Below are 23,836 nucleotides of genomic sequence, written 5' to 3'. Positions count from 1 at the left end.
TTTATTTTAGTTATGGGTTATTTAACTTGCTCCGCGTCGGAAGTCACCGGAAATATGGTATCCGCAAAATTCGGGTAGACTTCTGCGACTTTCTCCCGGACTTCCCGATTGAGCAGGTCCAGCAGCGCCGGGTCCGGTGGAGAGGTCAAGGGCGTCTCCTTTGAATAGTCGAAGGTAAAGCCGGTATTATCCAGAATATCCTCGAGCGAGCTTGACGGATGAATGGAGGCCAGACGAAAGCGCTCCTTTTCCTTGTCAAAATGGAAAAACGCCTTGCTGGTCAACAGGCCATAAGGCCCGCCTTTACGGTATGTGCTGGCGTCTGACAGGCCGGGGGCGCTAATGAAATCAACCTTTTCCACCAACGTGCGCCGGGTATGTTCCTCACGGAATAGAATCACTTTCGGTATAAGGAAATAAAGATACGCAGAGCCGAAGGTGCCCGGCCATCTGGGACTGGAATTTGGATACTCGCCGCGCCCCATGAGATTGATGTTCGCCTTCCCGTCTATCTGCCCGCCGCCCAGGAAGAAAGCGTCGATTCTCCCTTGCGCCGCACAATCAAAAAGTTCTCCACCGCCGCCTGTAAAAAAGTTATTGGCAACGGAGCCGAGAATATTGACGAATCTCGGCGTGCCCCAGGCGGCCTTGGCAAGCAAGGCTGCCGCGCCGGGAATAGGAGAGGCTGCCCCAACCGCAACATGATTGCAGTCGCGCAACAGATTGGCTATCAGGCAAATAAGGGCCTTCTTGTCGTCCGCATTATTTGTCATGCCGTGACACTTTCCTGTAAAACAAACTGATCAAGATACTCTTTAAAGCCGGCATCACTTCTGGTCATCTCCATATAACGGCGCATATGGGCATCATCTACTTCCGCTCCATTCCAGAAGGGAAGTGGCCAACTGCCATTCGGGGCAAGGCAGACCTTGCCAACATAAAGGGCGGGCAGCACGCCTGCCGCCCTTTCTTCTGTCTCGAACAGGCTTGTTTCTGAAATGGCGTCGACGGTGACGAATGCTGCCTTGGAAGCATGAGCCATGTTCACCAGTTCCCGTTTCCGTCCAACCCATACATTGCCGTCCCGATCGGCAAGCGGCGCATGAAACAGCGCAATATCCGGCTGTATCGCGGGAATGGCGACAATCGGGTCATCGTCAATCGCAAAGGGGTTTTGGATCACTTTCCAGCCGGGATGGTTTTTCAGCACATCACTTCCCAGGATACCGCGGAGCGGCATAAAGGGAATACCCTTCTGGGAGGCCTGTAGTCCGGCATGGATGGCCGGACAGGTGGCATCGATAAGATGGATCGATCCCTCGCGAACGGCTTTGGTGAAACGTGGTGCGGGACCATACTCTCCAAGCGTAAGCGCGGAGCTTTCAAAGGTCTTGACGCAGCCGGCACCGATTAACAGTTCTGCCTGTAGTCCGCTTGTCGGAACTCCGACAAGGTGAATATTTTTCGCGCGCCGACGTATGAGTGCCCGGGTCGCCGCCATGGAAACGCCCGCATAATCCGCAGGAATCGCAATCTTGGCGCCATCCGGAATGGCCTTCGCAAAATCGTCAATGGAAAAGTCTTCAGTGTCCACGGGCATTTTTTTTCCTTCTGTGCCGTCCAATCTTACCACGATTGGTTTCTTATTTCTTTTATCAGGATAAATGGGGACGCGCCGATGACAAGGCAAATTATTGAATAGAGGAATACCGCATCATAGCTGGCCGTTAAGTCATAGATCAAGCCCGAGAAAAAGGAACCACTTGCCATTCCAAACCCACCTCCAACAGCAATGCCACCGTATATGGTGCCGAAATTGCGACCACGAAAAAGGAGCGAAGAGATGGAGCCGATCATTGGCCCGCGCGAACCCATAGACAAGCCAAAAAAGATGATAAAGCCATAAAGCGGGATTAAATGATCCGATCGGTCCAGCAACCAGATGCAAATGACAGCCACAATTGTAATGACGTAGCTGAACATGGCCGTTTTGAAGAGACCGATCTTCAGGGCGAGATATCCGGCGCCTAACATACCAACGGGGATGAGCAGTCCCGACAAACCGTAATTCACCGACGCTTCAATTGGTGTAAATCCGACTTCAATCAGATAGGTGACAGCCTGGATAACGACCGAGAACATACCATTTCCCGTAAAGAAAAACACGGATGCCAAACCCCAGAATGGCCAAGTGCGGATCGCCTTGGACATGGTCCATTCAATTTCCGGCTCTTCTGCACCGGTTGTCTGTGGCCGAGATAACTCTGTACTACCCGCAGTAATCCGCCGCCAAGGCAGGAACAGGATAACAAGTAGAATACTTAGGACAATCAGGCCGAGGAGGAGTTCCGCCTGTCGCCAGCCGTAGTTTTCAATGAAAATCTGTGACAGCGAGAGGCCAAGCAGCGTTCCGGCCCCCATTGAGGAATAAATGATGGCGAGGGCAAGTGGGATCTGCGCCCTGAACCAGCGGCTCGCCATGGCTGCATTGGGGACATTGCCGCAGCAGGAGGCTGAGAACCCGACGAGCAGACTGATCGTCATGTAGAAAAGCCAGATATTTGTCGCAAAGCTTGCGAAAATGAGACCAGCCCCTGCTGATAATATGCCGACGCCATAAACACTACGTGGTCCATAGCGGTCAAACAGTATGCCTACAATGGGACCGGTAAGCCCAGTTACGACCGCACCAAAGGAGTAAATGGAGGCAACGGTACCGCGGGTCCAGTCGAACTCTTTACTTAGAGGGGCCACGAGATTGGGGAAATTCTCGAACGCGAAGCGGCCAACAAGCCCCATCAAGAAGCACAACAGGAGGACGCCAATCGCCATAGGAACAAATTCTGTTTTTTTCGGACGACCCAAGAGGTTCGCTCCATTCTTGGTTTTATTCGGGAACTTAGGGAAGTTTGTTTGAGTTAAACTTATTCTAACCCACCTTAAAAGAAATATAAATGCTCTTTCTTTTCATGGTATTAATCCTTTCGGAAGATGGCCGCAGCGAGCCAGCCGGCAAGTATTGCGACGATAATTGCCGCCATGCCATAAAGCGCTGGATAGTCATAGGCAAAATCAAAGATTTGCCGTCCAAGACCGGATTTCTTGATGAAAAGCGGAGACGACTGGGCGCCCAAAAGCTCTCCGTCCCGGAAAAGATAAAATTCCGCAATATAGTCTCCTACCGGGACGTTGGCCGGGATTGAAACCGTTGTGCGGAAAAGAGTGTCACCTAGAAAATAGACGGGAGTTTCCTGATCTGAGTAGAGTTTCGCTCGAGATTTTTGCCGGATGATGGCTTCTTCGAATGGAAGTCTTATTTCCTCAGGATTTTCCGCACCGAAACGCAGGCGTGATGGGCCGATACGAAGGCGGTTAAGGACATCTGGCGCTGCGATTTCCTCAACCGGGCGATTGCTTGCGAGGGCATAGAAGCTCGGCACTCGCGTAAACTCTAATGCGTCCGTATTAACCCAAATCCCGGCCACGCGTTCCTTGCGCCGAACGACAACATCCTCTTCAGGACCGCGGACTACAACCAAAACATCGCCAAGGCTCAACTGTTCTTCGTTGTCGCTGTCAATCTTGACGGCACCGAAGAGAAGTAACTCTGTGCCGGTAAAATCAGACGTAACCGAAATCAGATGGGAAGATATATCGGTGACCAGAGAAGACTGCGCTCTAACTGAGTCTATTGATAAAGTGCTAATAGCACAAAGCGTAAGGAGTGAAAGGACAAGTCGGTGGCACGCATACCGCATATCTATCAATTCCCTCCATCGCTGAGGGTGTAAAGATCGTCTGGCGTGATCACGAGATCAAAGGCGAGTTTCAGGCAGACAGCAATAACCAAAAGGGCGAGCATTCCACGAAGTTGTTCGCCGCGTAACTTGGTGCCAAAGCGGGTACCGATCTGCGCCCCGATAACGGAACTGCTCATCAACAGCAGGGCAAGCATCACATCCACTGTCTGTGTACTGATCGCATGAAGCAAGGTAACGTTAGCCGTCACAAATATGATCTGGAAGAGAGAGGTACCAATCACAACTCCTGTCGGCATGCCAAGGAGATAAATCATCGCGGGAACCATGACGAACCCGCCTCCAACGCCCATGATAGCGGACAGAATTCCGACCAATGCACCAATGCTGAGCGGCATTATTGCACTGATATAGAGTTTCGATTTACGAAAACGCATCTTGAAGGGCAGGCCATGGATCCAGTAATGCTGATGCAGTTTTTTCCGGGTGCCCGATCCTTTTCGCGACTTGATCATGGCGTTGATGCTCTCGATAAACATCAGGCCGCCAATTGTGCCGAGAAAAATAACATAGGACAGTGAAATCATCAGGTCGACCTGACCAATAGATGCCAGGAGTGTAAAGATCCATATCCCGATCACGGACCCGATAATGCCGCCAATTAGCAGGACGACACCCATCTTGAAATCAACATTCCCGCGCTTCCAATGGGCCAGAACGCCAGATACGCTCGCTGCCGTTATCTGATTGGATACAGTGGCGACGGCCACGGCGGGTGGGATGCCGACAAATATCAGAAGAGGTGTAATCAGAAAGCCCCCTCCAACACCAAACATGCCGGATAAGAGTCCGATCAATCCGCCCATGCCCAAGATCAAGAATAAATTGACTGAAATTTCGGCAATGGGCAGATAAACAGTCATTTGCCAGCTTTGGCCTTCTTGATTTGAATGATTTGGACGGGGCAATACCGATTCTGTTGGCTATACATGAAAAGATTGAGTAAGGGAAGGGGAGGGAGGGATTTCTTCTCTTTCCGAGTCAAATTTCTCTGTCAACTCCATGGGGGTTTGTTAAATGCGGCCCTGTTGATGCAGGGCAGCTTTGAAAATTTTCTTGTGAATGATGCAAAGGCCAAGGTATTTAAACCTCAAACAATCTGCGACGAAAAAGTTCAGGAGTAAATATGCGCGTCCTTTACGTCGGAAACTTTAATGAAAAATCAAATGGTGCCCGCTTCTATGATTCTAACAGGAAGCTCGCAAATGGATTTATTCGAAACGGTCATCAGGTTTACCAGTTCAGCGACAGAGATATCGCGCGTGCATCAACTTGGTTCGGGTCTCGCAAATTCGGCATCTTACCAGCAAATTTCCGGCTGTTGGAAACCGCCAAGAATTTCTGGCCGGATCTTCTGGTTATTGGCCATGCGGATCCTATTTTTGCAACAACGCTGAAGCAAATACGCAAGGCGGTCCCGCATATCAAAATTGCGACCTATAATTTTGATGCCCTTTGGCATCAGGATAATGTCAATAGAATTACCGCCCATGCAGACGACGCCGATGCGATTTTTATCACAACCGCAGGGGATCAACTTACACAGTTTACCCGCAAGAATAATGTCGTTTCCTATTTTCCAAATCTGGTTGATTTGTCGATAGATACGGGGCGTGCCTTTGAGAACGTTGATCCGCAATTCCGGTTATTCTATGGCATGGGGAATGCGCTACCTGAGGTTGAGCGTTATAACGTCGCCAGCCGAATTCTCGACAGGTTTGGTGATGAGAAAATCGAAATCCTCGGGATGCGTGGAAAACGCCCGATTGCAGGAATTACCTATCAACGTCATCTTGGAAATGCGCGAATGGGCCTGAACCTAAGTCAGGGGGAGGGGGACCCACTCTATAGTTCCGATCGGATGGCGCAGTATACGGGAAATGGGTTGATGACCCTGATCCACCGGCGGACAGGATATGACCATATCTACAAAGAGGATGAACTCGCCTTTTACGATGATTTTGATCAATTGCTTGAGAAAATCGCCTATTTTATCGAGCATGATGATGAGGCGCGCGTCATTGCCAAAAACGGATGGAAGCGCACTCATGAAATCTTTAACGAGCGGGTGGTGACTAAATATATTACCGAGGTGACCTTCCGTCAGGATTTGAGCGAGGATTATCAGTGGCCGACGGAGTTGCATCGGATCTAACTTCACTGATCCCGGCTTTCGCAAGTTCGTCCGGCAGTTTTCCGCGCAACCAACAAAAATACATACGAAAATCGCTATAGAGCGACCAGAACGGATAGGTGAAGGTTGCGGGCCGGTTCTTCTCAATAAAAAAATGTGCTATCCAGGCGGGGGCGTAGCCAGCGACAAGCGCGAGGAGGATCAGCCAGGGCATCATGAAAACAAAAGTCGAAATCAGGCTCAACAAGGCAAGGGTTGTGCCGAAATAGTGAAGTCGGCGGCAATTTGGGTTAGAATGTTCTTGCAGGTAATAGGGCCAAAATTCTGAATATTCAGTGATTTTTGCCGCCATTTCTTGCCACTCCCCTTATGTTCAATATACATTATAACAGATACTTCTCCAGCCGATCCAGCATCAGCAAGCAGCCCAACAAAGGTTGACGTTTACGTAAACGTCAACTATAGTGATTGCCTAATGAAATACTGGGACTCGGAATATATATGAACGCCAGAGCAAAAATTAACAGAGACGACCGTATCAGCTTTTCCATCACGGAGCTTGCGGAGGAATTCGGCGTAACCTCTCGCACCATTCGTTTTTATGAAGATAAGGGCCTTGTTAATCCCGCGCGGGAGGGGACGACGCGTATTTACTCCCGAAAGGACCGTGGACGATTGAAGATCATCCTGCGAGGTCGTCGTCTCGGGTTCAGTCTGCAGGATATTAAGAAGATGCTGGACATGTATTCACCGGAAAACGGTAGTACGGACCAGTTGGCCTTTACGCTGGATAAATGCGAGGAACAACTTGAAAAGCTGATCGCGCAACGGGCGGATATCAACGAAGCTATATCGGAACTTGAAGATGGGATTGCCCAGCTGAAGGAACATCTGGCCTCGGGCAACAAGGCGTCAGGTAGCCGCAAAAAGTCAATCGCGTAAATCGTAAGATTGACGGTTTGAGAAGACTCTTAATCGTAAAGATTAGCCCTATATTTGGGTAAACAAAAAAAGTCGATCGGAAACAGGCCGGTCATTTGCAATCATCTGAAAGGAAGTCAAGGCAATGAAAAATGTCGTAATCGCGGGATATGCACGCTCTCCCTTTACCCTCGCGAACAAAGGGGAAATGATCAAGATTCGTCCTGATGAATTGACAGGACAGGTGGTCAAGGGCCTGATTGCAAACAGCGGCGTGAATGTCGAGGATATTGAAGATGTGATTATCGGCTGTGCGTTTCCCGAAGCCGAGCAGGGATTAAACGTGGCGCGCATCATTAGCTTTCTGGCAGGTATTCCTCAATCGACAGCCGCGACGACGGTTAACCGATTCTGTGGCTCTTCCATGCAGGCCATCCATATGGCAGCCGGTGCGATCCAGATGGGCGCGGGCGATGTTTTTATCTGCGGCGGGATCGAGAGCATGACCCGTGTGCCGATGGGCGGCTTTAACCCCGCGCCACACCCCGGACTGTATAAATCATACCCGGAAGCCTATGTATCCATGGGCATCACGGCGGAAAATCTTGCAAAGAAATACAACATCTCCCGTCAGGAGCAGGAGGAAGTAGCCGTTGAAAGCCATGCCCGGGCTACGGCGGCACGCGATGCCGGCAAATTCAATGACGAGATTGTCCCGATAGTCGACGGTAATATCCGCGTCGAGCAGGACGGCTGCATTCGTCCCGAGACCACAATGGAAGCTCTCGCCGGGTTGAAGCCCGCATTTGATGAGAATGGGACTGTCACGGCGGCAACGTCATCACCGCTGACGGACGGAGCGTCGGCTACACTGGTATGCTCTGAGGAATATGCTGATGCGAACGGGTTGAAAAAGCTCGCGCGGATCAGATCGATTGCCGTTGCCGGTTGTGCGCCGGAATTGATGGGCATCGGCCCGGTTCCGGCCACCAAGAAAGCGTTGGATCGCGCGGGCGTTACCCTCGCGGACATCGATATCATTGAACTGAACGAAGCATTCGCGGCGCAGGCGCTGGCGGTCCTGAAAGAATCCGGAATGGATTTCGCCAAGACCAATCTCGATGGCGGCGCCATTGCGCTCGGCCATCCGATGGGTGCGACAGGTGCCCGCATCACCGGCAAGGTCGCGAGCCTCCTGCAGCGTGAAGGCAAGGCGCTCGGCCTCGCAACGCAGTGCATTGGCGGCGGTCAGGGCATCGCGACGGTTCTGGAGGCTTGCTGATCATGGCGATTGAAAAAGTTGCCGTTATCGGCGCCGGTGTCATGGGCGCGGCGATTGCCGCCCATGTCGCCAATGCGGGCGTTCCGGTTGTGTTACTGGATATTGTCCCGAAAGATGCGAAAAACCGCAATATGCTGGCTGAAGGTGCGGTTGCGACCATGCTGAAAACCAAGCCAGCGCCGTTCATGCATAAGAAGAATGCGCGGCTTGTCACGACTGGCAATCTGGAAGACAACCTTGATCTTGTTGCAGATTGTGACTGGATTTGTGAGGCGATTATCGAGAACACGGGCCTTAAGCAAGACCTGTACAAGCGTCTCGATGAAGTGCGGAAGGCAGGCTCGGTTGTCACCTCCAACACCTCGACCATTCCTCTCAAAACGCTGATGGAGGGGATGCCGGAAAGCCTAAAGAAGGATTTCGCCATTACTCATTTCTTCAACCCGCCGCGCTATATGCGGCTGTTTGAGTTGGTCGGCGGTGAGCATACCCGTAAAGATGCGTTGGACGATTTGCGCGAATTTGCGGATATCGCACTCGGCAAAGAAGTTGTCGATTGTTACGATACACCGGGCTTCGTCGGTAACCGCATCGGAATTTACTGGTCGTCCGTCGCGACGAGCTCTGCCTATGATCTCGGACTGACGGTTGAGGAAGCAGATGCGGTCTGCGGCAAGCCGATGGGGATTCCTTCCACCGGGATATTTGGTCTCGGCGATCTAACCGGCATCGACCTGGGGCCGAAGGTTATCGCTTCCATGCTGTCCGAACTTCCGGCGAGCGATGCTTTCGCTAAGGAGTATGACCCTAACCATCCACTGGTTGCCATGACAGCCAAGATGATTGAGGAAGGTTATACCGGCCGCAAAGGTAAGGGCGGCTTTTACCGCATGAATAAAGAGGGCGGGAAAAAAGTAAAGGAAGCCCGCAACCTTAAGACCGGTGAATATGCCAAGGCAGAGAAGCCGCAACTCGGCTCCGTCAAAGCGGCGAAGAAGGGCCTGCGGGCTCTCGTCGAATATGACGACAAGGGCGGCCAATATGCCTGGGCGATCCTCTCCAAGACGATTTCCTATGCGGCATCACTAGTCGGAGAGATAGCTGACGACATCATCGCCATCGATACGGCGATGAAAACCGGATATGCCTGGAAATATGGTCCTTTTGAGCAACTCAACCAGCTTGGCAACCAGTATTTCATCGACCGGTTGGAAGCCGAAGGCCTGCCCGTTCCGGAATTCTTGAAGAAAGTCGGCGATCGGCCGCTTTACAAGGAAGAGGGTAAAGATGCCTATTACATGACGGTCGATGGCGATTATGCTGTCGTGCCGGTGCCTGAGGGCGCCTGGATGCTTGCCGACATTAAACGTGGCAATGAGCCGGTAATGTCTAACAAGGGAGCCAGCATCTGGGATCTGGGCGATGGCGTTGCCTGTCTTGAAATTCACACCAAGATGAATTCTATCGATCAGGATGTGGTGGCGATGTTGCAGGAAGCGGGCAAGATCGACAAGAAAGGCTTCAAGGCGCTGGTCATCGGCAATGATGCGGATAACTTCTCCGTTGGTGCGAATGTTGGCCTTGCTCTCTTTGCGGCCAACGCCGCGATGTGGCCGGTGATCGAGAATTCGATCTCTGAAGGCCAGAATGCGCTGATGAAGCTGAAATACGCCCCATTTCCGGTTGTTGCTGCACCGGCTGGTATGGCGCTCGGTGGTGGTTGTGAGATTGTCCTCGCGGCGGCGGCAGTTCAGGCCCATGCAGAAAGCTATATGGGCCTTGTCGAGGTTGGCGTCGGAGTTATTCCCGGCTTCGGCGGCTGCAAGGAACTGGTCATGCGTGCGATGCTGAACAAGAAACGTCCGGGCGGCGCAATGCCTGCTCTCTCTGGAGTATTTGAAGCGATTTCCACCGCCAAGGTTGCGACCAGTGCGGCAGAAGCGCGGGATATGATGATCCTTCGCGAGGGTGATCGGGTTACCATGAACCGCAAGCGTGTTCTCGCCGATGCGAAGAAACGCGCGCTTGAGATGGTGGAAGGTTACGCCGCGCCGGAACCGGTTGAGGTGAATCTGCCCGGTGAAACCGCGGCAGCCGCCTTCGACATGGCGGTTTCCGGCTTTGTCACAATGGGCAGGGCTACCGCCTATGACGGCGTGGTCAGCGAGCAGGTCGCTCGTGTCCTCACGGGTGGAAATACGGATATCACCGAGCCGGTGACGGAAAAGAAGCTTCTGCAGCTCGAACGAGAGGGGTTCATGACTCTCATCCATAACCATAAAACGCTTGACCGGATCGAGCATATGCTCACCACCGGCAAGCCGCTTAGAAACTAGAAGGGAGTATCGAGATGCCAGTTTATAACGCACCGGTAAAAGACTTCAAATTTGTCCTGAACGACCTTCTCGGGCTCGACAAGATGACCAATATGCCGGGTTTCGAGGACGCGACACCGGACATGATTGATGCGATCCTTGAAGAGGGCGGCAAGCTGATGAGCGAGGTAATCCAGCCGCTCAATCAGGTTGGTGACAAGGAAGGTTGCACCTGGAAAGATGGGGAGGTCACAACCCCGACCGGTTTCAAGGAAGCCTATGACGAGTATCGCGCCGCCGGCTGGATGGGCCTTGATGCCGATCCGGAGTATGGCGGGCAGGGGCTCCCTCATGTTATCGGGATTGCTTTCGCCGAGATGATGAGTGCCGCAAATATGGCCTTTGGCATGTATCCGGGTCTCACGCACGGGGCCTATGCCGCGATCCACAAGCATGGCACCGACGAACAGAAGCAGACCTGGCTTCCGAAGATGGTGACCGGCGATTGGACCGGCACCATGAACTTGACGGAGCCGCATTGCGGCACGGATCTCGGGCTTATGCGTACCAAAGCGGTCCCGCAGGACGATGGCAGCTACAAGATTACCGGAACGAAAATTTTTATCTCCGCCGGTGAGCATGATATGGCCGACAATATTGTTCATCTTGTCCTAGCGAAAATTCCGGGCGGACCCGAGGGGATCAAGGGCGTCTCGCTCTTTATCGTACCGAAATTCCTGCTGGACGCGGATGGAAATCCTGCTACCCGCAACGGGGTCGAATGTGGTTCGATCGAGCATAAGATGGGCATTCACGGAAACTCCACCTGCGTCATGAACTATGAGGATGCGACGGGCTGGCTCCTGGGTGAGAAGCATAAGGGCATGCGTGCCATGTTCACCATGATGAATGCGGCGCGTCTTGGCGTTGGTATTCAGGGGCTTTCTCAGGCTGAGGTCGCCTATCAGAACGCGGTCATCTATGCGAAAGACCGGCTTCAGGGACGTTCCATCTCGGGCGTGAAGGAGCCGGACAAACCAGCCGATCCGATCATCGTGCATCCGGATATCCGCCGGAACCTGCTGATGATCCGGGCCTTTACCGAAGGCGCGCGCGCGCTCGGTCTGTGGGCAGGATTGCAGGTCGATATGGTCGAGAAACATCCTGATGAAGAGGGACGTCGCGCCGCTGATGAGGCGCTCTCTCTCCTCACGCCAGTGATTAAGGCCTATTTCACCGATATGGGGTTTGAACTCGCCGCGACGGCAATGCAGTGCTATGGCGGCCATGGCTATATCCATGAATGGGGGATGGAGCAATTCGTCCGCGATGCGCGTATTACCCAGATCTATGAAGGAGCGAACGGCATTCAGGCGCTTGACCTTGTCGGCCGTAAGCTGCCACAGAATATGGGACGCAATTTGCGTCAGTTCTTCCATCCGGTGGATGCGTTCATCCAGGAAAACATGATGGATCAGGAGCAGAAGGAATTTGTCTTGCCGCTCGCGAAAGCATTCGCAAAATTACAGCAGGGCACGGCCCTGCTTGGCGAAAAGGGCATGAAAAACCCCGATGAAGCGGGGGCGGCCTCAACGGAATATCTCCGGATGTTTGGCCTCGTTGCGCTTGGCTTCATGTGGGCGCAGATGGCAAAGATTGCGAAGGAAAAGCTGGTTGAGGGAGCCGACGATCCACAGTTTTATGAGACCAAGCTGGTTACGGCACGGTTCTTTTTTGAACGGATGCTCCCGGATGTATCTTCCCTCCTCGTGAAGATGAGCGCGGGATCAAAAACCATGATGGAGCTGGATGCGGAAGCTTTCTAGCTCGTAGTGTTAAGAAAAATGAAAAAGGGCGGGTCTTTTGGTTCGCCTTTTTTTGTGGAGAAATACACCGCAAAAGGATAGACTCGGACGAAATTGACAAATTGTCAATTACAGGGAAATTCGCACGAAACATAAAAACAAAGGTGGCGAGATGATCGAAAGAAGCATTTTCAGCGAAGAACATAATATATTCCGGGAATCGGTTCGCCGGTTTTACGAGGAACATATCATTCCACATCACGCCCAATGGGAAAAAGACGGTCAGGTGAGCCGTGACGCCTGGAAGGAGGCCGGCAAACAGGGCCTTCTCTGCATGCCGATTCCGGAAGAATATGGCGGCGCGGGCGCGGACAAGCTTTACAGTATCATCATGATGGAAGAGCAGGCGCGTGCGGGCACCACTGGCCCGGGTTTTGGCCTCCATTCCGAAATCGTCGCCCCCTATATCCTGAACTACGGCACCGAGGAGCAGAAGAAAAAATATCTGCCCAAGCTGGCATCCGGTGAAATGATCGGTGCGATTGCCATGACGGAACCCGGGGCGGGCTCTGACCTACAGGGTGTGAAAACCCGCGCCGTCAAGGACGGTGATGAGTATGTCATCAACGGCTCCAAGACCTTTATAACAAACGGCTTCATGTGCGATCTGGTGATTGTAGTAACCAAGACGGACCCGAGCGCCGGCGCAAAAGGAACAACCTTGTTCCTGGTTGAGGCGGGAACGCCAGGTTTTGAGAAGGGCCGCAACCTCGACAAGCTCGGCCTTAAGGCGCAGGATACGGCAGAGCTCTTCTTCGATGATGTTCGCGTACCGGCCAGCAATATGCTCGGCGGTGAAGGCAAGGGCTTCTTCTGCCTCATGCAGGAACTCGCTTGGGAACGGCTGCAGATTGCTATCGGCGCAACCGCGACAATGGAAGCCGTTCTTGAGGAAACGATTGAATATACGAAAAATCGCAGTGCCTTCGGCAAGGATCTCATCGAGTTCCAGAACTCCCGCTTCAAGCTGGCGGAACAAAAAACACAGGTGCAGATCGCCCGGGTCTTCGTCGATAAATGCATCGAGGAGCTGCTCAAAGGTGAACTGGAAGTGGCAACGGCCGCCATGGCGAAATACTGGACTTCCGAGGTCGAGAACAGGGTCATTGACGAATGCCTTCAGCTTCATGGCGGTTACGGCTTTATGTGGGAATATCGGGTCGCCCGTTCTTATGCTGATGCGCGTGTGCAGCGCATTTATGGCGGCACCAACGAAATCATGAAGGAGCTGATCGCCCGAAGTTTATAAGGGCGATAAGGATAGTCAACAGCTGGTGATAACGCTTGGGATGAGGCTGAATGCTTGGTGTGTTCATCTCCCATATTTGATTGTCGTGCAATTTAAGCGAGGTTTTGTGCGTTTCATGTGAAACGCCAGATTCTCCCCAGTCATATCTGAAATACATTTCTTCTACCGTATTAGACTCCGGAAGCCATAGAAAGCAGGCTCCCGGAGGCTGATATTTCCTATCAATGAAAGTGTTGATGAATAGCGGTTATATGCCGATGATCGGTACCACAGCAGCCGCCAACCATAACCAGGTTCGGCAAATACTGCGCCAGATCCACGTGCTGGGCCGCGAATTCCGATGGATTGCCATCATCCAACTCTTCCGCTTCGTCCAGCTCCGCGTGACTTAACGCTGAGGCATTGGCCCGCAAGCCTCCAATCCGGTCCCGCCATTGCCCACCAGATTTCACTACATTTTCAAAGTGCGTGGTATGAGCACAGTTGATCATGTAGTAGACGGGGCTACTATCGCTCGCGATTTCTGTCTTGCGGATGGCGTCCTCCAGTGTTTCGCCAGTTGGAAGACGACCGTCAGTCTCGACTGTAAAGGAAATTGCCGTCGGGATTCCTGCTTCGGCGCCGAGCCGTGCGATGCCGATCGCTTCGTTGACATAATTCATCGTCACAGCAGTGATCATATCCGCACCTGCTTTGACAAATGACGTGACCTGTGCCCGGTGATAATCGGCCGCCTCTTGTGCGGACATGATGAGTGACGGGTTATAGCCATCCCCACGCGGACCGATTGCGCCGTTGATGACACATTTGGTCGCTTCGGTCTCATGGGCGTCGCGGATATCATGCAGCATTTCGACAGATTCCTGGTTGACCGCATCCAAGGCTTCGGGGCTGTAACACAAAAGGTTCCCCCAATCCTGACTGGCGCGCCAGGTCGGCGTGTCGAGAATAATCCCAGTTCCGTTTTCCTTGGCAATGGCGACATATTTAAGTAGGTAGTTCTTAATCGCCTGCTTGCCCACTTGGGTTCGCATCAAGTTAAAGGCGGCGAAGTAAGGCAGGTCAAAGCCTTCCAGGAACAACATTGTCGTTTCCAGCCCACCATCGGCCAAGTAAATATTATCTTTCGATTGCGGTAACTGATTTCTATATTTCGCATGTCTCATTTGTATCTCCTGTCTGTTTGGATGGCAGGAAAATATGAACAAGATGCCCGGTAAGATAGTAGAGTTATGGTACGGTTTGCCGATAAAGTTGAAATTCAGTTTATTTCAATAAGTTAATATATTTCAAGACGACACAAACCATGATAGAATGTAGTCTGGTGTCGATTAAACTGTACCGACGGTACTGTATTTGCAGTACAGTTTTTTGCAGTTAATATTTTCCGAGGAAATTATGAGAAAGGGCGCCGAAACAAGAGAGCGGCTGCTTTCCATTGCTGAGGCTGCAATCTTGGCGAAAGGCTTCGGCGCGACCTCGATTGAGGAACTGATTGCTGAAGCCGACATCACCAAGAGCGGCTTCTTTTATCACTTCAAGGATAAGACAGAGCTCGCCCGGGCACTGGTGCACCGCTATCTCGAACAGGATGAGATTCTGCTGGATAATCTTTTCAAGCGTGCGAGAGAGCTAAATGATGATCCGCTCCATGCTTTTCTGGTGGGTTTGAAGTTACTTGCGGAAATGATGGCGGACTTGCCGGAGGGGCACCCGGGCTGCCTTGTGGCGACAATATGTTATCAGGAGCGGCTATTCGACAAGGACATACACGACATGACCCAAGGCGGGGTTCTGGCGTGGCGGGAGCGATTTGTCGCACTTCTTCAGGAAATTAGCGAAATCTATCCACCGAATGACGATGTTGATATGGAGGAGGTTGCCGATTTCATCTCAACAATTGTCGAGGGCGGCATCATTATGTCAAAGGCTTTGAGAGAACCCAAAAAGCTCGCTGCCCAGCTCATGATACTCCGCTCTTATATAAAGCTGCTTTTTAGCCCCAGGCTAGCGTAAATTACAGTTGGGCACCCAGAAGTTTTTCCTTCGGATAGTTGGTAAATTCTTCCGGTAGGGGTACAGATTTTCGCTCTGTCATATCAAAATAACAGCCAAGCACTGTGGTTGTTACCGCCAGCTTGCCGGTGTCCATGTCAATAAGGTTATGGCCGAAGCGGAAAATCTTTCCGTCCGCTCCTATCAGGCCACTTTTTAAAACAATCGCCGTGGATTTCCTGATCGGTGCATGGAATTCAGAATAGTAATCTAGTGCTGCCGAGCCGAGATTCCGCTTGCGAATGACTTCCCGTGTCAGACCGACGGAATTGATAATATGGGTTGCGGCATCTGAGAAATAACCGACGATATGCCGCATCTCGATATGATCAAACTGATCGCATTCCCACACATCCACGGAACCACGCGCGCTTTCGAACATATGATCGAGGGGGCGGGCCGGCATCAGGGCGCCAGCAAAAGGTTTCAGTTGGAAGCTATCCGGGTGCGGGTCTGCCAGTACTTCAGCCGCGGACCTGACCTCGTCTGGGAGGGGCAATGAAGTATCTGTTTCGAAATCGGCATAATCTGCAGTAAATTCATATATAGCAGACAACCGGTCATTGACCGAATTGAAGATATGAATAAAGCCCGTGATCAGGTTGTCCTTTACCTCACGCACCCCGCCAAGGCCATAGAGAGGCGTACCTACATGAACCTCCGCTTTGTACTGTGTGCGGATGTTCCTGAAGCGAAGCCCCTTGTGTGTTGAGCGAATAACCGCCGGCGAAAGGCCAAGCCTATTTTGCAGTTGAGCGAAGGCGTCGGAAGCTTTCGTCATATAGAACTGCACATTCATATGCCGCATCTGGTCGCATTCCCAGGCCTCGACCGCACCTCGGAACAGGGGAAGGAGCTTGCTCATGCCGCGTCCTCCCCGTCGATCTTCAATTCAGCCACTTTGTGCCGGATTGCATCGCTTAGAGGAATGGCCTTGCGGCTTTCTAGGTCCATATAGGCTGACGTCATCCGGCTGGAAAAGACGAGCCCGTCGTCCACACTATTGTAGAGGCGATGGTCGATGGTCACTGTTCTTTCCGAACTTCCAACAACGGCACTTTCCATGTGAATGATATCGCCGGCATGAAGCTCCGCGACATAGCGGGAATCCTGATGCACGACGGCGAGGCCGCGCTTGCCATTCTTTAAATCATCCGGGTCCAGGCCAATGACATGAAACATGTTGCACATCGCCAGACTGATGCGGGCGCCGTAATATTGTATATTCATATGTCCCAGAAGGTCGCATTCACGCATCAATACCTGGCCGCGATAGCTCTCCATATAACCGCTCATGTAGGGAAAACTCCTGTCCTTGCACTTATTCTTTTTCTTTTTGTTGTGTCATTCTTAATAGCATTCGTTCACCGTAGCGGTCGACCATTTCTTGCCCGCTTTGGTTAAGCAATTGAAGTCGTCCGCTGTTTTCAAGTATCAATAGTCCAAGAAGATAGACGACAAAATCCGTCGTTTCCTCCTGTGCGTGGGCAGGGGAGGCGGGGGTGTGATGATAAAGGTTGTGTGCAAGCAGGCCCATCAGCGTGAGCAGGCGGCTGTCCAGTTCTTTCCTCACCTCTGCCGGAATATCCGTTCCGCTCGCCTTAAGGTCCGTTAAAGTGCAGAGGAGGAGATATCTTTCCTCCCGATGTTCCCGGAAATAATCAGCAAAAATGGTAAAGGCATGTCGGGTTGCATCGTCCTGACCTTCCGTGCGAGTGAGGGCCGCTTTTATTTGCCGTGTCAATTCGCCCAGAATACCGGCAAGCAGTTCAACCTGAATTTCCTCTTTCGTGCGGAAATAGCTATAGGCGGCCCCAAGGGAGTAGCCCGCTTCTTTAGCAATATCCCGCATGCTCAGCCCGTCCAGCCCATTCGCATTGAATAGTCGTCGCGCCGCCGTCAGAATATGTTGCCGCTTGAATTTTGCCAGGTCGCTCGTCCGGCTGTGCTTCTTCTGTACCTCAATCATTTTATCGCTCCAATACTTAAACATTATCAATAAAAATGAACAATGTTCAATAATTTTCCTGTGGCGCTTTCTGAAAATAATTTTTGTTTTTTCGACGGAAATAAATTTTCCAGATCGTTGAATGTGTAAGTCAGACCAATGAAGGAGACTTGAGTAATGAAACGTAAAATAATTATAGGTTCAATGATTGCCGCTCTCGCAATTCCTGCCCTTGCCATTGCAGCGACGGACGAACATCCGAAGGGCCACCATAAAGGCGATATCTTTGAGCGATTGGATACCAATAAAGATGGTGAAATCACCTTCGAGGAAATGACAGTAAAATCGACAGAACGCTTTTCCAAGCTCGATAAAGACGGGAATGGCGCCATTAGTATCGAGGAAATGACTGTCCGCAAGAAGGAATTCTTCGATAAGCTGGACACGGATAATAATGGCACGATCAGCAAGGAAGAAGCCCGCGCCTTTCATAAAGTAAAGCGTGAGGAGAGAAAAGAACGGCATGCAGGACGGATTATGAAAATTCTGGATGCAGATGGTAATGGCACCGTCACTAAAGAAGAATTCGCCGCGGCTTCGGACAAGCGCTTTGAGGAGGCTGACAGCAATAACGACGGTTTACTTTCCGCCGATGAATTGCAGAAAATGGGCCCTAAAAAGGGTGGTATGAAAAAGGGCTGATTAAACACATCGCGATACCCTTTTCATTGCGTAGCAGGGGCCCGCTCTTCTTCCTCCATTGGAAGGGCGGGCCCTTTCGCGTCTTTGCGTCAGCAGGATATCTTCATATTTTCAGCTTCGCGATAAATGTAAGGATGGTTGCGCCAGTCCCGAATATACTCAAAACCTCCCATAAGGAGAGGGTGCGGATCACCTCCTGATGCTCCGCTCTGAATATCACTTTTCATCCTCTCGCAGAAAGGCTGGTATTTCGGCCAGATGGAATCCGTTGAAAGGTTTGTTATTCTTATGGTCCGGCATATCCCAGTTCATTCGGATATTCGGTGCGCCGCCATCGACACGCAGGCAAGTTCCGGTGATAAAGGCAGATGCCTCCGAGAGCAGGAAGACGATGCCAGCCGATACTTCAGATTCAGTTCCCATTCGCTTGACCGGGTGTGATGCGATGCGGGCCTTTACCCGGTCTTTCCACCAATCCGGATAGGTATCCATGCCTGACGAGACGATCATGCCTGGGGCAATTGAATTGACCCGGACACCGGCTGCCGCCCACTCGATGGCTGCAGTTTCAGTGAAACTCAACATGCCTTTTCGTGCCGCGCCAGAATGGCCCATACCGGGCATGGAATTCCACATATCCGCAACCATATTGACGATCGGGCCGCCTCCATTCTCCTTCATCCATTGCGTATAGCATTCACGGGCAAACAGGAAGCCTCCGGTCAGGTTTGTCTTGATAACCGCTTCCCAGCCTTTCAGGGAGATCTCCTCAAGCTTTGCCGGAAACTGGCCGCCGGCGTTATTCACCAGGCCATGAATTGCACCTTGTTGTTTTATAATATCGGCAACCGTTGCTTTGACGGCGTCTTCATCGCGAATATCGCAACTATGGATGGTCGCGATGCCGCCCACCTTGGAAATCTCATCTTGAACAGATTCGACCTTTTCGATGGATCTACCGACAAGCGCAACCTGGGCCCCGAGAGAGACCAGCTCATGGGCGGTACACCGACCAATTCCGCTGCCGCCGCCGGTCACCACGATGGATTGCCCCTCAAACAAACCCGGCCGAAAAATAGATCGATAGCTCATTAGATTCTCCTGCGTTTCTTTTTCTTTTTAGGGGCCCCCGCTGGTCCCCGACAATGCACTATAATCCTAGATCAGTATTTGACAGATATAGGCTTGACGCTTACGTTAACGTAAAGATTATGTTTGGGGCCAGATGGACCTTGTTCCGAGTTTATAGACAGTTTTAGTCAAATGCTGAAAGGAAAAGAAAGATGGCGACGCTCGAAGAGATTACCGAAGGGATGCGCGAACGGGTTGGAGATGATAGCGGCCTTGATGCGACGCTAAAGTTCGATTTTAGTGACGACGGGGTTGTTTTCGTCGATGCGACCTCGGTACCAAACGTTGTTTCCAACGAGGATAAAGAAGCCGATTGCACCATCACAATCACAAAAGAGAATTTTGAAGCTCTGGCCAGCGGCGATCTGGACCCCACAACCGCCTTTATGATGGGGAAGCTGAAAGTCGGCGGTAACATGGGCCTTGCCATGAAGTTACAGAGCGTTTTCTCCTAATCTGGGAAAAAATCCGATTTTAGTGAAATTTTTTCTGTACCTTTTGGCCATGAGCCCTTATGTAAGGCGCTTCGAATTTTAGTTGCAAGCGAGTGGAGCTAGTCACATGACAGCGAGATCAGCACGGAATGGCCGCAATCAAGGCGGCAAGAGTCGTAAAAAAGGCGGCGGCGGAAGCGGGAGCGGCTTGACGAAGAGCAGTCGGTCCAATCAGCAGCGCGCTGCCCGTAAAATGAACCTGAAGGCACATGGTCGTCATGCGGCCCGTCGTCAGTTGAAGAAAATTCAGGCAGCAACACGTATCGCAGCCTGATTAGTACGAATTTAAAAAGGGGCTGTCCTGGAATTACCGGGACGGCCCTTTTTTTTGCCTTTTCGTAAATTGCAGAATGTGATGATCCCTAGGGCTGTCAGAGGAATGTTGGCAGGCTTGGGCGGGGTGTTTACGCTGCTCTTCGGTCGCTTTTACAAGCAGTAAGGCCATTGCGGCAGGCGAGAGATGTCTGATTCGGATCATTAGGGGATTCCATATTGCGAATGATTTTCATTATTAAATAATAACCGACCCGCGAGGTCAATAGTTATTAAGAATCATTCGCAATTAAGATAGGTTTGTGCAATTTAGAGCTGGTCTATCGCGATATAGCGCTCACCTACATTGTCGTACCCTGTTTCAAATGACCAGCCGTCCCGTTCTGCGGCGATAACAATATTTGCGCAAGCCCGGCTGTCGGATAGAGCGTCATGGTGGTTTAGGTCAAGGCCCAGAAAATGCGCGACATTGGGCAGTTTTGTTGGTCGAACTTCCCACATTCCCCGTGCGAGCTTAACTGTGCAAGTGAACTCCTGGGGAGGTATGGCGATATCATGGCGTGTGCAACAGCTTTGTAGCACCCTTGAATCAAAAGATGAATTATGAGCCGCAAAAAAATCCACTCCCCTAAACAGGGGTTCGATATCCGGCCAGAGGAAGCCGAAATCAGGAGCATCCATCACATGCTCCCAAGTCAAGCCATGGATATGGGTAAAAAAGAATTCCGGGCTTGGCGGGCGGATCAGGAAAGCTTGTTCATGAACAATTTTCCCATTTTCCACCCGGACAAGACCAATTGCACAGGCACTGTCTGGCGCCGTATTCGCCGTCTCGAAATCAATCGCAAGAAAGTTACTCATACACGCCTCTTGCGCTCCTTCATGTTTATTCAGGCAGAGGCTTCCGCCTTTTTCCGGGCTTCATATTTCAGTTTTTCTTCCTCCACAAGCTCTTTCTTGGAGAGCTTACCGACAAGTGTTTTTGGAAGCTCGGGTCGGAATTCCAGCGCTGCAGGCAGTTCATGCTTGCCAAGTTTATCAGCCAGAAACTCGCGAAGCTCCTCTAAAGTGAATTCCTCTCCGCTCGGTGTCAATTTAATAAACGCCTTCGCGGCTTCCCCCCGGTAGTCATCAGGAATGCCGACAACAGTTACTTCTGCTACGGCAGGGTGCTCAAAGACAGCTTCTTCAATGATGCGCGGATAGACGTTAAAGCCGCCGGATGTAATCATGTCCTTGGTTCGGTCGACGATATGCATATAACCGTCCTCATCCAGATAACCCGTATCGCCGGTCAGAAAAAAACCGTCGACAAAGCTTGCTGCCGTCGCCTCTGGATTATTCCAATATCCTTTCATGACATTCGGGCCCTTGATCGAGATTTCCCCAATTTCCCCTGTGGGCATAATTATGCTCTTGTCATCCACACCTAGAATGCGGATTTCAATACCCGGTAGCGGGACACCGGCCGCGCCTGAAACACGCTTTTCGGTCATTGGAGTGGAGGTTCCCGAAGGAGACGTCTCTGTCATTCCCCAACCTTCCAGCAACCGACATCCGGTGACTTTCTGGAATTTCTCCTGCACTTCGAGGGGCAAGGGGGCGCCGCCAGACGCGCAGAATTTCAGCGACGACAGATCGTAATTCTTGATTTCCGGATGGCTGGCAATGGCCATATACATGGTTGGGACGCCAGGAAAGACCGAAGGTTTCTTCTTGTTTAGATCCTTCATTACGTCATCAAGCTCGAATTTAGGATGAAGAATAATCTCGTACCCACCCGCAATCCCGAAATTCATGATCACTGAAAGTGCATAAATATGAAATAGCGGCAAGACTGCGAGCACCTTTTCCTGGCCATCGATAAGAACGCCGTCTTCTCCCTCCTGCATCGTACGAAACTGCTGACAGGCGGCAATAAGGTTTTTGTGGGTCAGCATGGCACCTTTAGGAAGGCCCGTGGTGCCGCCGGTATATTGCAGGACAGCTACCTGTTCGGCTGGATTCAAAACTGGGCTTGCCTCCATTTTACCATCGTTCGCCAAAAGCTGTTTATAAGTCAAATGATTGTCATCATTCGGAATTTTTGAAATCTCTTTCGACCGAACAAGCGGGTAAAGCAGGTTTTTCGGAAACGGGAGTACTTCTTTAAGGCTGCCGACAATAACTTTTTTCAGGCGAGTCTCACGCAGCATTTCCGCTATATTCGGATACAGGACCTCCAGATCCAGCGTCACGATGAAATCTGTATTACTATCCTCAATCTTGTGGTGCAGCTCGCGTTTTGCATCAAGTGGTGAATAGTTGACCACTGTCCCGCCTGCCTTCAAAACCCCGAAAAAGCAAACAATATAATGCGGGGTATTGGGTAGATAGAGCCCAACATGCACACCTTCCTTCACGCCAAGCGCCCGGAACCCCTTTGCCGCCCGATTGACCATATCGTCAAGTTCAGCGTAGGTGATGCGCTTGTCCATGAAATCAATGGCATATTGACCAGACCATTTTGCCACGCTTTCATCGAGAAGGGCGTAGACCGGTTTCTCCTCGATGTCGATTTCCCATTTCACCCCATTAGGGTATGATTTCTCCCATAAAAATTCAGACATGGTTCTCCCCAGAACATAATATTTCCCTGTATTAGAATCAGGTTACGTTGCAAAGGGTAGAGTGGTCAATCGAAACCATGCGCTGCAATTTCAGTTTCAGGAGCGGTCAAACCCATCGGGTCCGGCGCCGCAGATTATAACGCCGATCTTTGCGGCCGGCGGCGGATTGAACCGTCCGGATTTTAGCGCAGCAATAGCGGCAGCAGCCGAAAGTTCGACCCCGAGGCCGACGTTTTGCCAAAGCCACTGTGCTGCGCTTTTCATCTCCGCATCTGAAACAAGGAGGATGTCGTCAACAAGGTTGGAGATGATCTGGAAATTAGCCTCTTCCGATCGACGCGGGGCAAGAGAGACAGCCAGTGTTTCGATTCTATCAAGGGTAATCAGAGCACCAGCGTCAATGCTTTTTCTTAAAGTGGGGGCACCTTCGGCTTCAACGCCAATCACTTTTATATCTGGTTTTAGTGCCTTCACTGCGGTGGCCACACCGGAAATCAGGCCACCACCACCGATGGCAACCAGTAAAACATCCAGATCGGGCGCATCTTCAAGGATTTCCAGCCCAATCGTCCCCTGTCCGGCGATCACGCTGGTGTCCGCGAAGGGGTGTACATACCGTTTGCCTTCTTGCGCGGCAGCAAGTGCAAAGGCGTTCGCGTCATCCCAGACAGCGCCCTTAACAACAACTTCCGTCGCTATTTTGCGGAGTTTGTCGACTTTTGATTGGGGGGTGCTTTCGGGCAGAAAAATTGTTGTGTCGGTGCCGGTCATCGCGCCGGCGGTTGCCACGCCCATTCCATGATTGCCGCCGGAAGCCGTGACCAAGCCACATCCCAACTCCTCCTGCGAGAGATCCAGCACGGTATTGAGCGCACCACGTAATTTAAAAGACCCTGAAATCTGCAAATTTTCAAGTTTTGCAGAGACCTTTACGCCGTTATCCAGCTCGAACTCCATCTGTGGAGTCCTGCGGATTTTCGGCGCCAGCCGTTTTTGCGCGGTTTTAATCTCTGCGAACATAAAATCAGCGGTCATACAAT

The 23,836-nt window shown here is 51.5% G+C and carries 24 protein-coding genes; 10 read left to right on the top strand and 14 right to left on the bottom strand.

Annotated elements, in window-relative coordinates; genetic code table 11:
• Nucleotides 1–17: 17 nt before the first annotated feature.
• The 5 genes from GQE98_RS01680 to GQE98_RS01660 form a co-directional block, all read right to left on the bottom strand.
• The gene (locus GQE98_RS01680) at nt 18–773 is read right to left on the bottom strand and encodes a CoA-transferase (RefSeq protein ID WP_161313816.1); all 756 of its coding nucleotides are present in this window, start codon (nt 771–773) and stop codon (nt 18–20) included.
• The gene (locus GQE98_RS01675; protein ID WP_161313815.1) at nt 770–1,600 is read right to left on the bottom strand and encodes a CoA transferase subunit A; all 831 of its coding nucleotides are present in this window, start codon (nt 1,598–1,600) and stop codon (nt 770–772) included. The genes GQE98_RS01680 and GQE98_RS01675 overlap by 4 nt, the downstream gene beginning before the upstream one ends.
• 26 nt (nt 1,601–1,626) lie before the next feature.
• Complete coding sequence (locus GQE98_RS01670) at nt 1,627–2,865, bottom strand: MFS transporter (RefSeq protein ID WP_161313814.1); 1,239 nt, start codon at nt 2,863–2,865, stop codon at nt 1,627–1,629.
• A gap of 110 nt (nt 2,866–2,975) precedes the next feature.
• Complete coding sequence (locus GQE98_RS01665; protein WP_161313813.1) at nt 2,976–3,758, bottom strand: TIGR02186 family protein; 783 nt, start codon at nt 3,756–3,758, stop codon at nt 2,976–2,978.
• 5 nt (nt 3,759–3,763) lie between these two features.
• Nucleotides 3,764–4,681 carry a sulfite exporter TauE/SafE family protein gene (locus tag GQE98_RS01660; protein ID WP_161313812.1) on the bottom strand — a complete coding sequence of 306 codons (918 nt, stop codon included), beginning with the start codon at nt 4,679–4,681 and terminating at the stop codon, nt 3,764–3,766.
• 263 nt (nt 4,682–4,944) lie between these two features.
• Here GQE98_RS01660 and GQE98_RS01655 point away from each other — a divergent pair, with 263 nt between their 5' ends.
• Entirely contained in the window at nt 4,945–5,973 is a 1,029-nt protein-coding gene (locus tag GQE98_RS01655) for a glycosyltransferase (RefSeq protein WP_161313811.1), read from the top strand.
• Here GQE98_RS01655 and GQE98_RS01650 read toward each other — a convergent pair.
• On the bottom strand, nt 5,903–6,304 hold the full coding sequence (locus GQE98_RS01650; protein ID WP_161313810.1) for an Mpo1-like protein: 402 nt from the start codon (nt 6,302–6,304) through the stop codon (nt 5,903–5,905). The genes GQE98_RS01655 and GQE98_RS01650 overlap by 71 nt on opposite strands.
• Before the next feature lie 149 nt (nt 6,305–6,453).
• Here GQE98_RS01650 and GQE98_RS01645 point away from each other — a divergent pair, with 149 nt between their 5' ends.
• The 5 genes from GQE98_RS01645 to GQE98_RS01625 all read left to right on the top strand — a co-directional run bounded on the left by GQE98_RS01645 (nt 6,454) and on the right by GQE98_RS01625 (nt 13,584).
• The gene (locus GQE98_RS01645) at nt 6,454–6,894 is read left to right on the top strand and encodes a MerR family transcriptional regulator (protein ID WP_161313809.1); all 441 of its coding nucleotides are present in this window, start codon (nt 6,454–6,456) and stop codon (nt 6,892–6,894) included.
• A 124-nt stretch (nt 6,895–7,018) separates the two neighbouring features.
• Nucleotides 7,019–8,155 (top strand): thiolase family protein, encoded by a 1,137-nt coding sequence (locus tag GQE98_RS01640; RefSeq protein WP_161313808.1) that lies wholly within the window; start codon nt 7,019–7,021, stop codon nt 8,153–8,155.
• A 2-nt stretch (nt 8,156–8,157) separates the two neighbouring features.
• Nucleotides 8,158–10,491, top strand: a complete 2,334-nt coding sequence (locus GQE98_RS01635; protein WP_161313807.1) for a 3-hydroxyacyl-CoA dehydrogenase/enoyl-CoA hydratase family protein — start codon at nt 8,158–8,160, stop codon at nt 10,489–10,491.
• A 14-nt stretch (nt 10,492–10,505) separates the two neighbouring features.
• On the top strand, nt 10,506–12,296 hold the full coding sequence (locus GQE98_RS01630) for an acyl-CoA dehydrogenase C-terminal domain-containing protein (RefSeq protein WP_161313806.1): 1,791 nt from the start codon (nt 10,506–10,508) through the stop codon (nt 12,294–12,296).
• 151 nt (nt 12,297–12,447) lie between these two features.
• Nucleotides 12,448–13,584, top strand: a complete 1,137-nt coding sequence (locus GQE98_RS01625; protein WP_161313805.1) for an acyl-CoA dehydrogenase family protein — start codon at nt 12,448–12,450, stop codon at nt 13,582–13,584.
• A 221-nt stretch (nt 13,585–13,805) separates the two neighbouring features.
• Here GQE98_RS01625 and GQE98_RS01620 read toward each other — a convergent pair whose 3' ends face one another.
• Nucleotides 13,806–14,750, bottom strand: coding sequence for a homocysteine S-methyltransferase family protein (locus tag GQE98_RS01620; RefSeq protein ID WP_161313804.1), 945 nt, complete (start codon nt 14,748–14,750; stop codon nt 13,806–13,808).
• Between the two features lie 232 nt (nt 14,751–14,982).
• On the opposite strand from GQE98_RS01620, the gene GQE98_RS01615 reads away from it, so the two are divergent.
• On the top strand, nt 14,983–15,600 hold the full coding sequence (locus GQE98_RS01615; protein WP_161313803.1) for a TetR/AcrR family transcriptional regulator: 618 nt from the start codon (nt 14,983–14,985) through the stop codon (nt 15,598–15,600).
• Nucleotide 15,601: 1 nt separating this feature from the next.
• On the opposite strand, the gene GQE98_RS01610 is transcribed toward GQE98_RS01615, so the two are convergent.
• From GQE98_RS01610 to GQE98_RS01600, 3 genes are read right to left on the bottom strand one after another with little or no spacing between them, the layout of a single operon-like run.
• Nucleotides 15,602–16,504 carry an acyl-CoA thioesterase gene (locus GQE98_RS01610; RefSeq protein ID WP_161313802.1) on the bottom strand — a complete coding sequence of 301 codons (903 nt, stop codon included), beginning with the start codon at nt 16,502–16,504 and terminating at the stop codon, nt 15,602–15,604.
• Nucleotides 16,501–16,935, bottom strand: coding sequence for an acyl-CoA thioesterase (locus GQE98_RS01605; protein WP_161313801.1), 435 nt, complete (start codon nt 16,933–16,935; stop codon nt 16,501–16,503). The genes GQE98_RS01610 and GQE98_RS01605 overlap by 4 nt, the downstream gene beginning before the upstream one ends.
• 25 nt (nt 16,936–16,960) lie before the next feature.
• Nucleotides 16,961–17,608 (bottom strand): TetR/AcrR family transcriptional regulator, encoded by a 648-nt coding sequence (locus GQE98_RS01600; protein WP_161313800.1) that lies wholly within the window; start codon nt 17,606–17,608, stop codon nt 16,961–16,963.
• 156 nt (nt 17,609–17,764) lie between these two features.
• On the opposite strand from GQE98_RS01600, the gene GQE98_RS01595 reads away from it, so the two are divergent.
• A complete protein-coding gene (locus tag GQE98_RS01595) occupies nt 17,765–18,289 on the top strand; it encodes an EF-hand domain-containing protein (protein WP_161313799.1) in 525 nt (174 codons plus the stop codon).
• 216 nt (nt 18,290–18,505) lie between these two features.
• On the opposite strand, the gene GQE98_RS01590 is transcribed toward GQE98_RS01595, so the two are convergent.
• Nucleotides 18,506–19,381 carry an SDR family oxidoreductase gene (locus GQE98_RS01590; protein ID WP_161313798.1) on the bottom strand — a complete coding sequence of 292 codons (876 nt, stop codon included), beginning with the start codon at nt 19,379–19,381 and terminating at the stop codon, nt 18,506–18,508.
• 191 nt (nt 19,382–19,572) lie between these two features.
• Between GQE98_RS01590 and GQE98_RS01585 the strand changes: the two genes are divergently transcribed.
• Together GQE98_RS01585 and GQE98_RS01580 are read left to right on the top strand one after the other, a co-directional pair.
• Nucleotides 19,573–19,875 carry an SCP2 sterol-binding domain-containing protein gene (locus GQE98_RS01585; RefSeq protein ID WP_161313797.1) on the top strand — a complete coding sequence of 101 codons (303 nt, stop codon included), beginning with the start codon at nt 19,573–19,575 and terminating at the stop codon, nt 19,873–19,875.
• A 106-nt stretch (nt 19,876–19,981) separates the two neighbouring features.
• On the top strand, nt 19,982–20,188 hold the full coding sequence (locus GQE98_RS01580) for a hypothetical protein (protein ID WP_161313796.1): 207 nt from the start codon (nt 19,982–19,984) through the stop codon (nt 20,186–20,188).
• A 308-nt stretch (nt 20,189–20,496) separates the two neighbouring features.
• On the opposite strand, the gene GQE98_RS01575 is transcribed toward GQE98_RS01580, so the two are convergent.
• From GQE98_RS01575 to GQE98_RS01565, 3 genes are all read right to left on the bottom strand, one after another.
• On the bottom strand, nt 20,497–21,048 hold the full coding sequence (locus GQE98_RS01575) for a 3'-5' exonuclease (protein ID WP_161313795.1): 552 nt from the start codon (nt 21,046–21,048) through the stop codon (nt 20,497–20,499).
• Between the two features lie 29 nt (nt 21,049–21,077).
• On the bottom strand, nt 21,078–22,796 hold the full coding sequence (locus GQE98_RS01570) for a long-chain-fatty-acid--CoA ligase (protein WP_161313794.1): 1,719 nt from the start codon (nt 22,794–22,796) through the stop codon (nt 21,078–21,080).
• Nucleotides 22,797–22,892: 96 nt separating this feature from the next.
• The gene (locus tag GQE98_RS01565; protein ID WP_161313793.1) at nt 22,893–23,831 is read right to left on the bottom strand and encodes a threonine/serine dehydratase family protein; all 939 of its coding nucleotides are present in this window, start codon (nt 23,829–23,831) and stop codon (nt 22,893–22,895) included.
• Nucleotides 23,832–23,836: the final 5 nt, after the last annotated feature.

Origin of the sequence: Sneathiella litorea, from assembly GCF_009882915.1 — a bacterium.
In the GTDB taxonomy this organism is placed as follows: domain Bacteria; phylum Pseudomonadota; class Alphaproteobacteria; order Sneathiellales; family Sneathiellaceae; genus Sneathiella; species Sneathiella litorea.
Note: the sequence above shows the minus strand (reverse complement) of the source record. Positions and strands in the feature narration are given on the sequence as shown.

Excerpts from the sequence above, each read along its gene's own strand:
- GQE98_RS01680 (WP_161313816.1), bottom strand. The coding sequence starts at position 773 with ATGACAAATAATGCGGACGACAAGAAGGCCCTTATTTGCCTGATAGCC.
- GQE98_RS01675 (WP_161313815.1), bottom strand. The coding sequence starts at position 1,600 with ATGCCCGTGGACACTGAAGACTTTTCCATTGACGATTTTGCGAAGGCC.
- GQE98_RS01665 (WP_161313813.1), bottom strand. The coding sequence starts at position 3,758 with ATGCGGTATGCGTGCCACCGACTTGTCCTTTCACTCCTTACGCTTTGT.
- GQE98_RS01660 (WP_161313812.1), bottom strand. The coding sequence starts at position 4,681 with ATGACTGTTTATCTGCCCATTGCCGAAATTTCAGTCAATTTATTCTTG.
- GQE98_RS01655 (WP_161313811.1), top strand. The coding sequence starts at position 4,945 with ATGCGCGTCCTTTACGTCGGAAACTTTAATGAAAAATCAAATGGTGCC.
- GQE98_RS01650 (WP_161313810.1), bottom strand. The coding sequence starts at position 6,304 with ATGGCGGCAAAAATCACTGAATATTCAGAATTTTGGCCCTATTACCTG.
- GQE98_RS01645 (WP_161313809.1), top strand. The coding sequence starts at position 6,454 with ATGAACGCCAGAGCAAAAATTAACAGAGACGACCGTATCAGCTTTTCC.
- GQE98_RS01640 (WP_161313808.1), top strand. The coding sequence starts at position 7,019 with ATGAAAAATGTCGTAATCGCGGGATATGCACGCTCTCCCTTTACCCTC.
- GQE98_RS01635 (WP_161313807.1), top strand. The coding sequence starts at position 8,158 with ATGGCGATTGAAAAAGTTGCCGTTATCGGCGCCGGTGTCATGGGCGCG.
- GQE98_RS01630 (WP_161313806.1), top strand. The coding sequence starts at position 10,506 with ATGCCAGTTTATAACGCACCGGTAAAAGACTTCAAATTTGTCCTGAAC.
- GQE98_RS01625 (WP_161313805.1), top strand. The coding sequence starts at position 12,448 with ATGATCGAAAGAAGCATTTTCAGCGAAGAACATAATATATTCCGGGAA.
- GQE98_RS01620 (WP_161313804.1), bottom strand. The coding sequence starts at position 14,750 with ATGAGACATGCGAAATATAGAAATCAGTTACCGCAATCGAAAGATAAT.
- GQE98_RS01615 (WP_161313803.1), top strand. The coding sequence starts at position 14,983 with ATGAGAAAGGGCGCCGAAACAAGAGAGCGGCTGCTTTCCATTGCTGAG.
- GQE98_RS01610 (WP_161313802.1), bottom strand. The coding sequence starts at position 16,504 with ATGAGCAAGCTCCTTCCCCTGTTCCGAGGTGCGGTCGAGGCCTGGGAA.
- GQE98_RS01605 (WP_161313801.1), bottom strand. The coding sequence starts at position 16,935 with ATGAGCGGTTATATGGAGAGCTATCGCGGCCAGGTATTGATGCGTGAA.
- GQE98_RS01600 (WP_161313800.1), bottom strand. The coding sequence starts at position 17,608 with ATGATTGAGGTACAGAAGAAGCACAGCCGGACGAGCGACCTGGCAAAA.
- GQE98_RS01595 (WP_161313799.1), top strand. The coding sequence starts at position 17,765 with ATGAAACGTAAAATAATTATAGGTTCAATGATTGCCGCTCTCGCAATT.
- GQE98_RS01590 (WP_161313798.1), bottom strand. The coding sequence starts at position 19,381 with ATGAGCTATCGATCTATTTTTCGGCCGGGTTTGTTTGAGGGGCAATCC.
- GQE98_RS01585 (WP_161313797.1), top strand. The coding sequence starts at position 19,573 with ATGGCGACGCTCGAAGAGATTACCGAAGGGATGCGCGAACGGGTTGGA.
- GQE98_RS01580 (WP_161313796.1), top strand. The coding sequence starts at position 19,982 with ATGACAGCGAGATCAGCACGGAATGGCCGCAATCAAGGCGGCAAGAGT.
- GQE98_RS01575 (WP_161313795.1), bottom strand. The coding sequence starts at position 21,048 with ATGAGTAACTTTCTTGCGATTGATTTCGAGACGGCGAATACGGCGCCA.
- GQE98_RS01570 (WP_161313794.1), bottom strand. The coding sequence starts at position 22,796 with ATGTCTGAATTTTTATGGGAGAAATCATACCCTAATGGGGTGAAATGG.
- GQE98_RS01565 (WP_161313793.1), bottom strand. The coding sequence starts at position 23,831 with ATGACCGCTGATTTTATGTTCGCAGAGATTAAAACCGCGCAAAAACGG.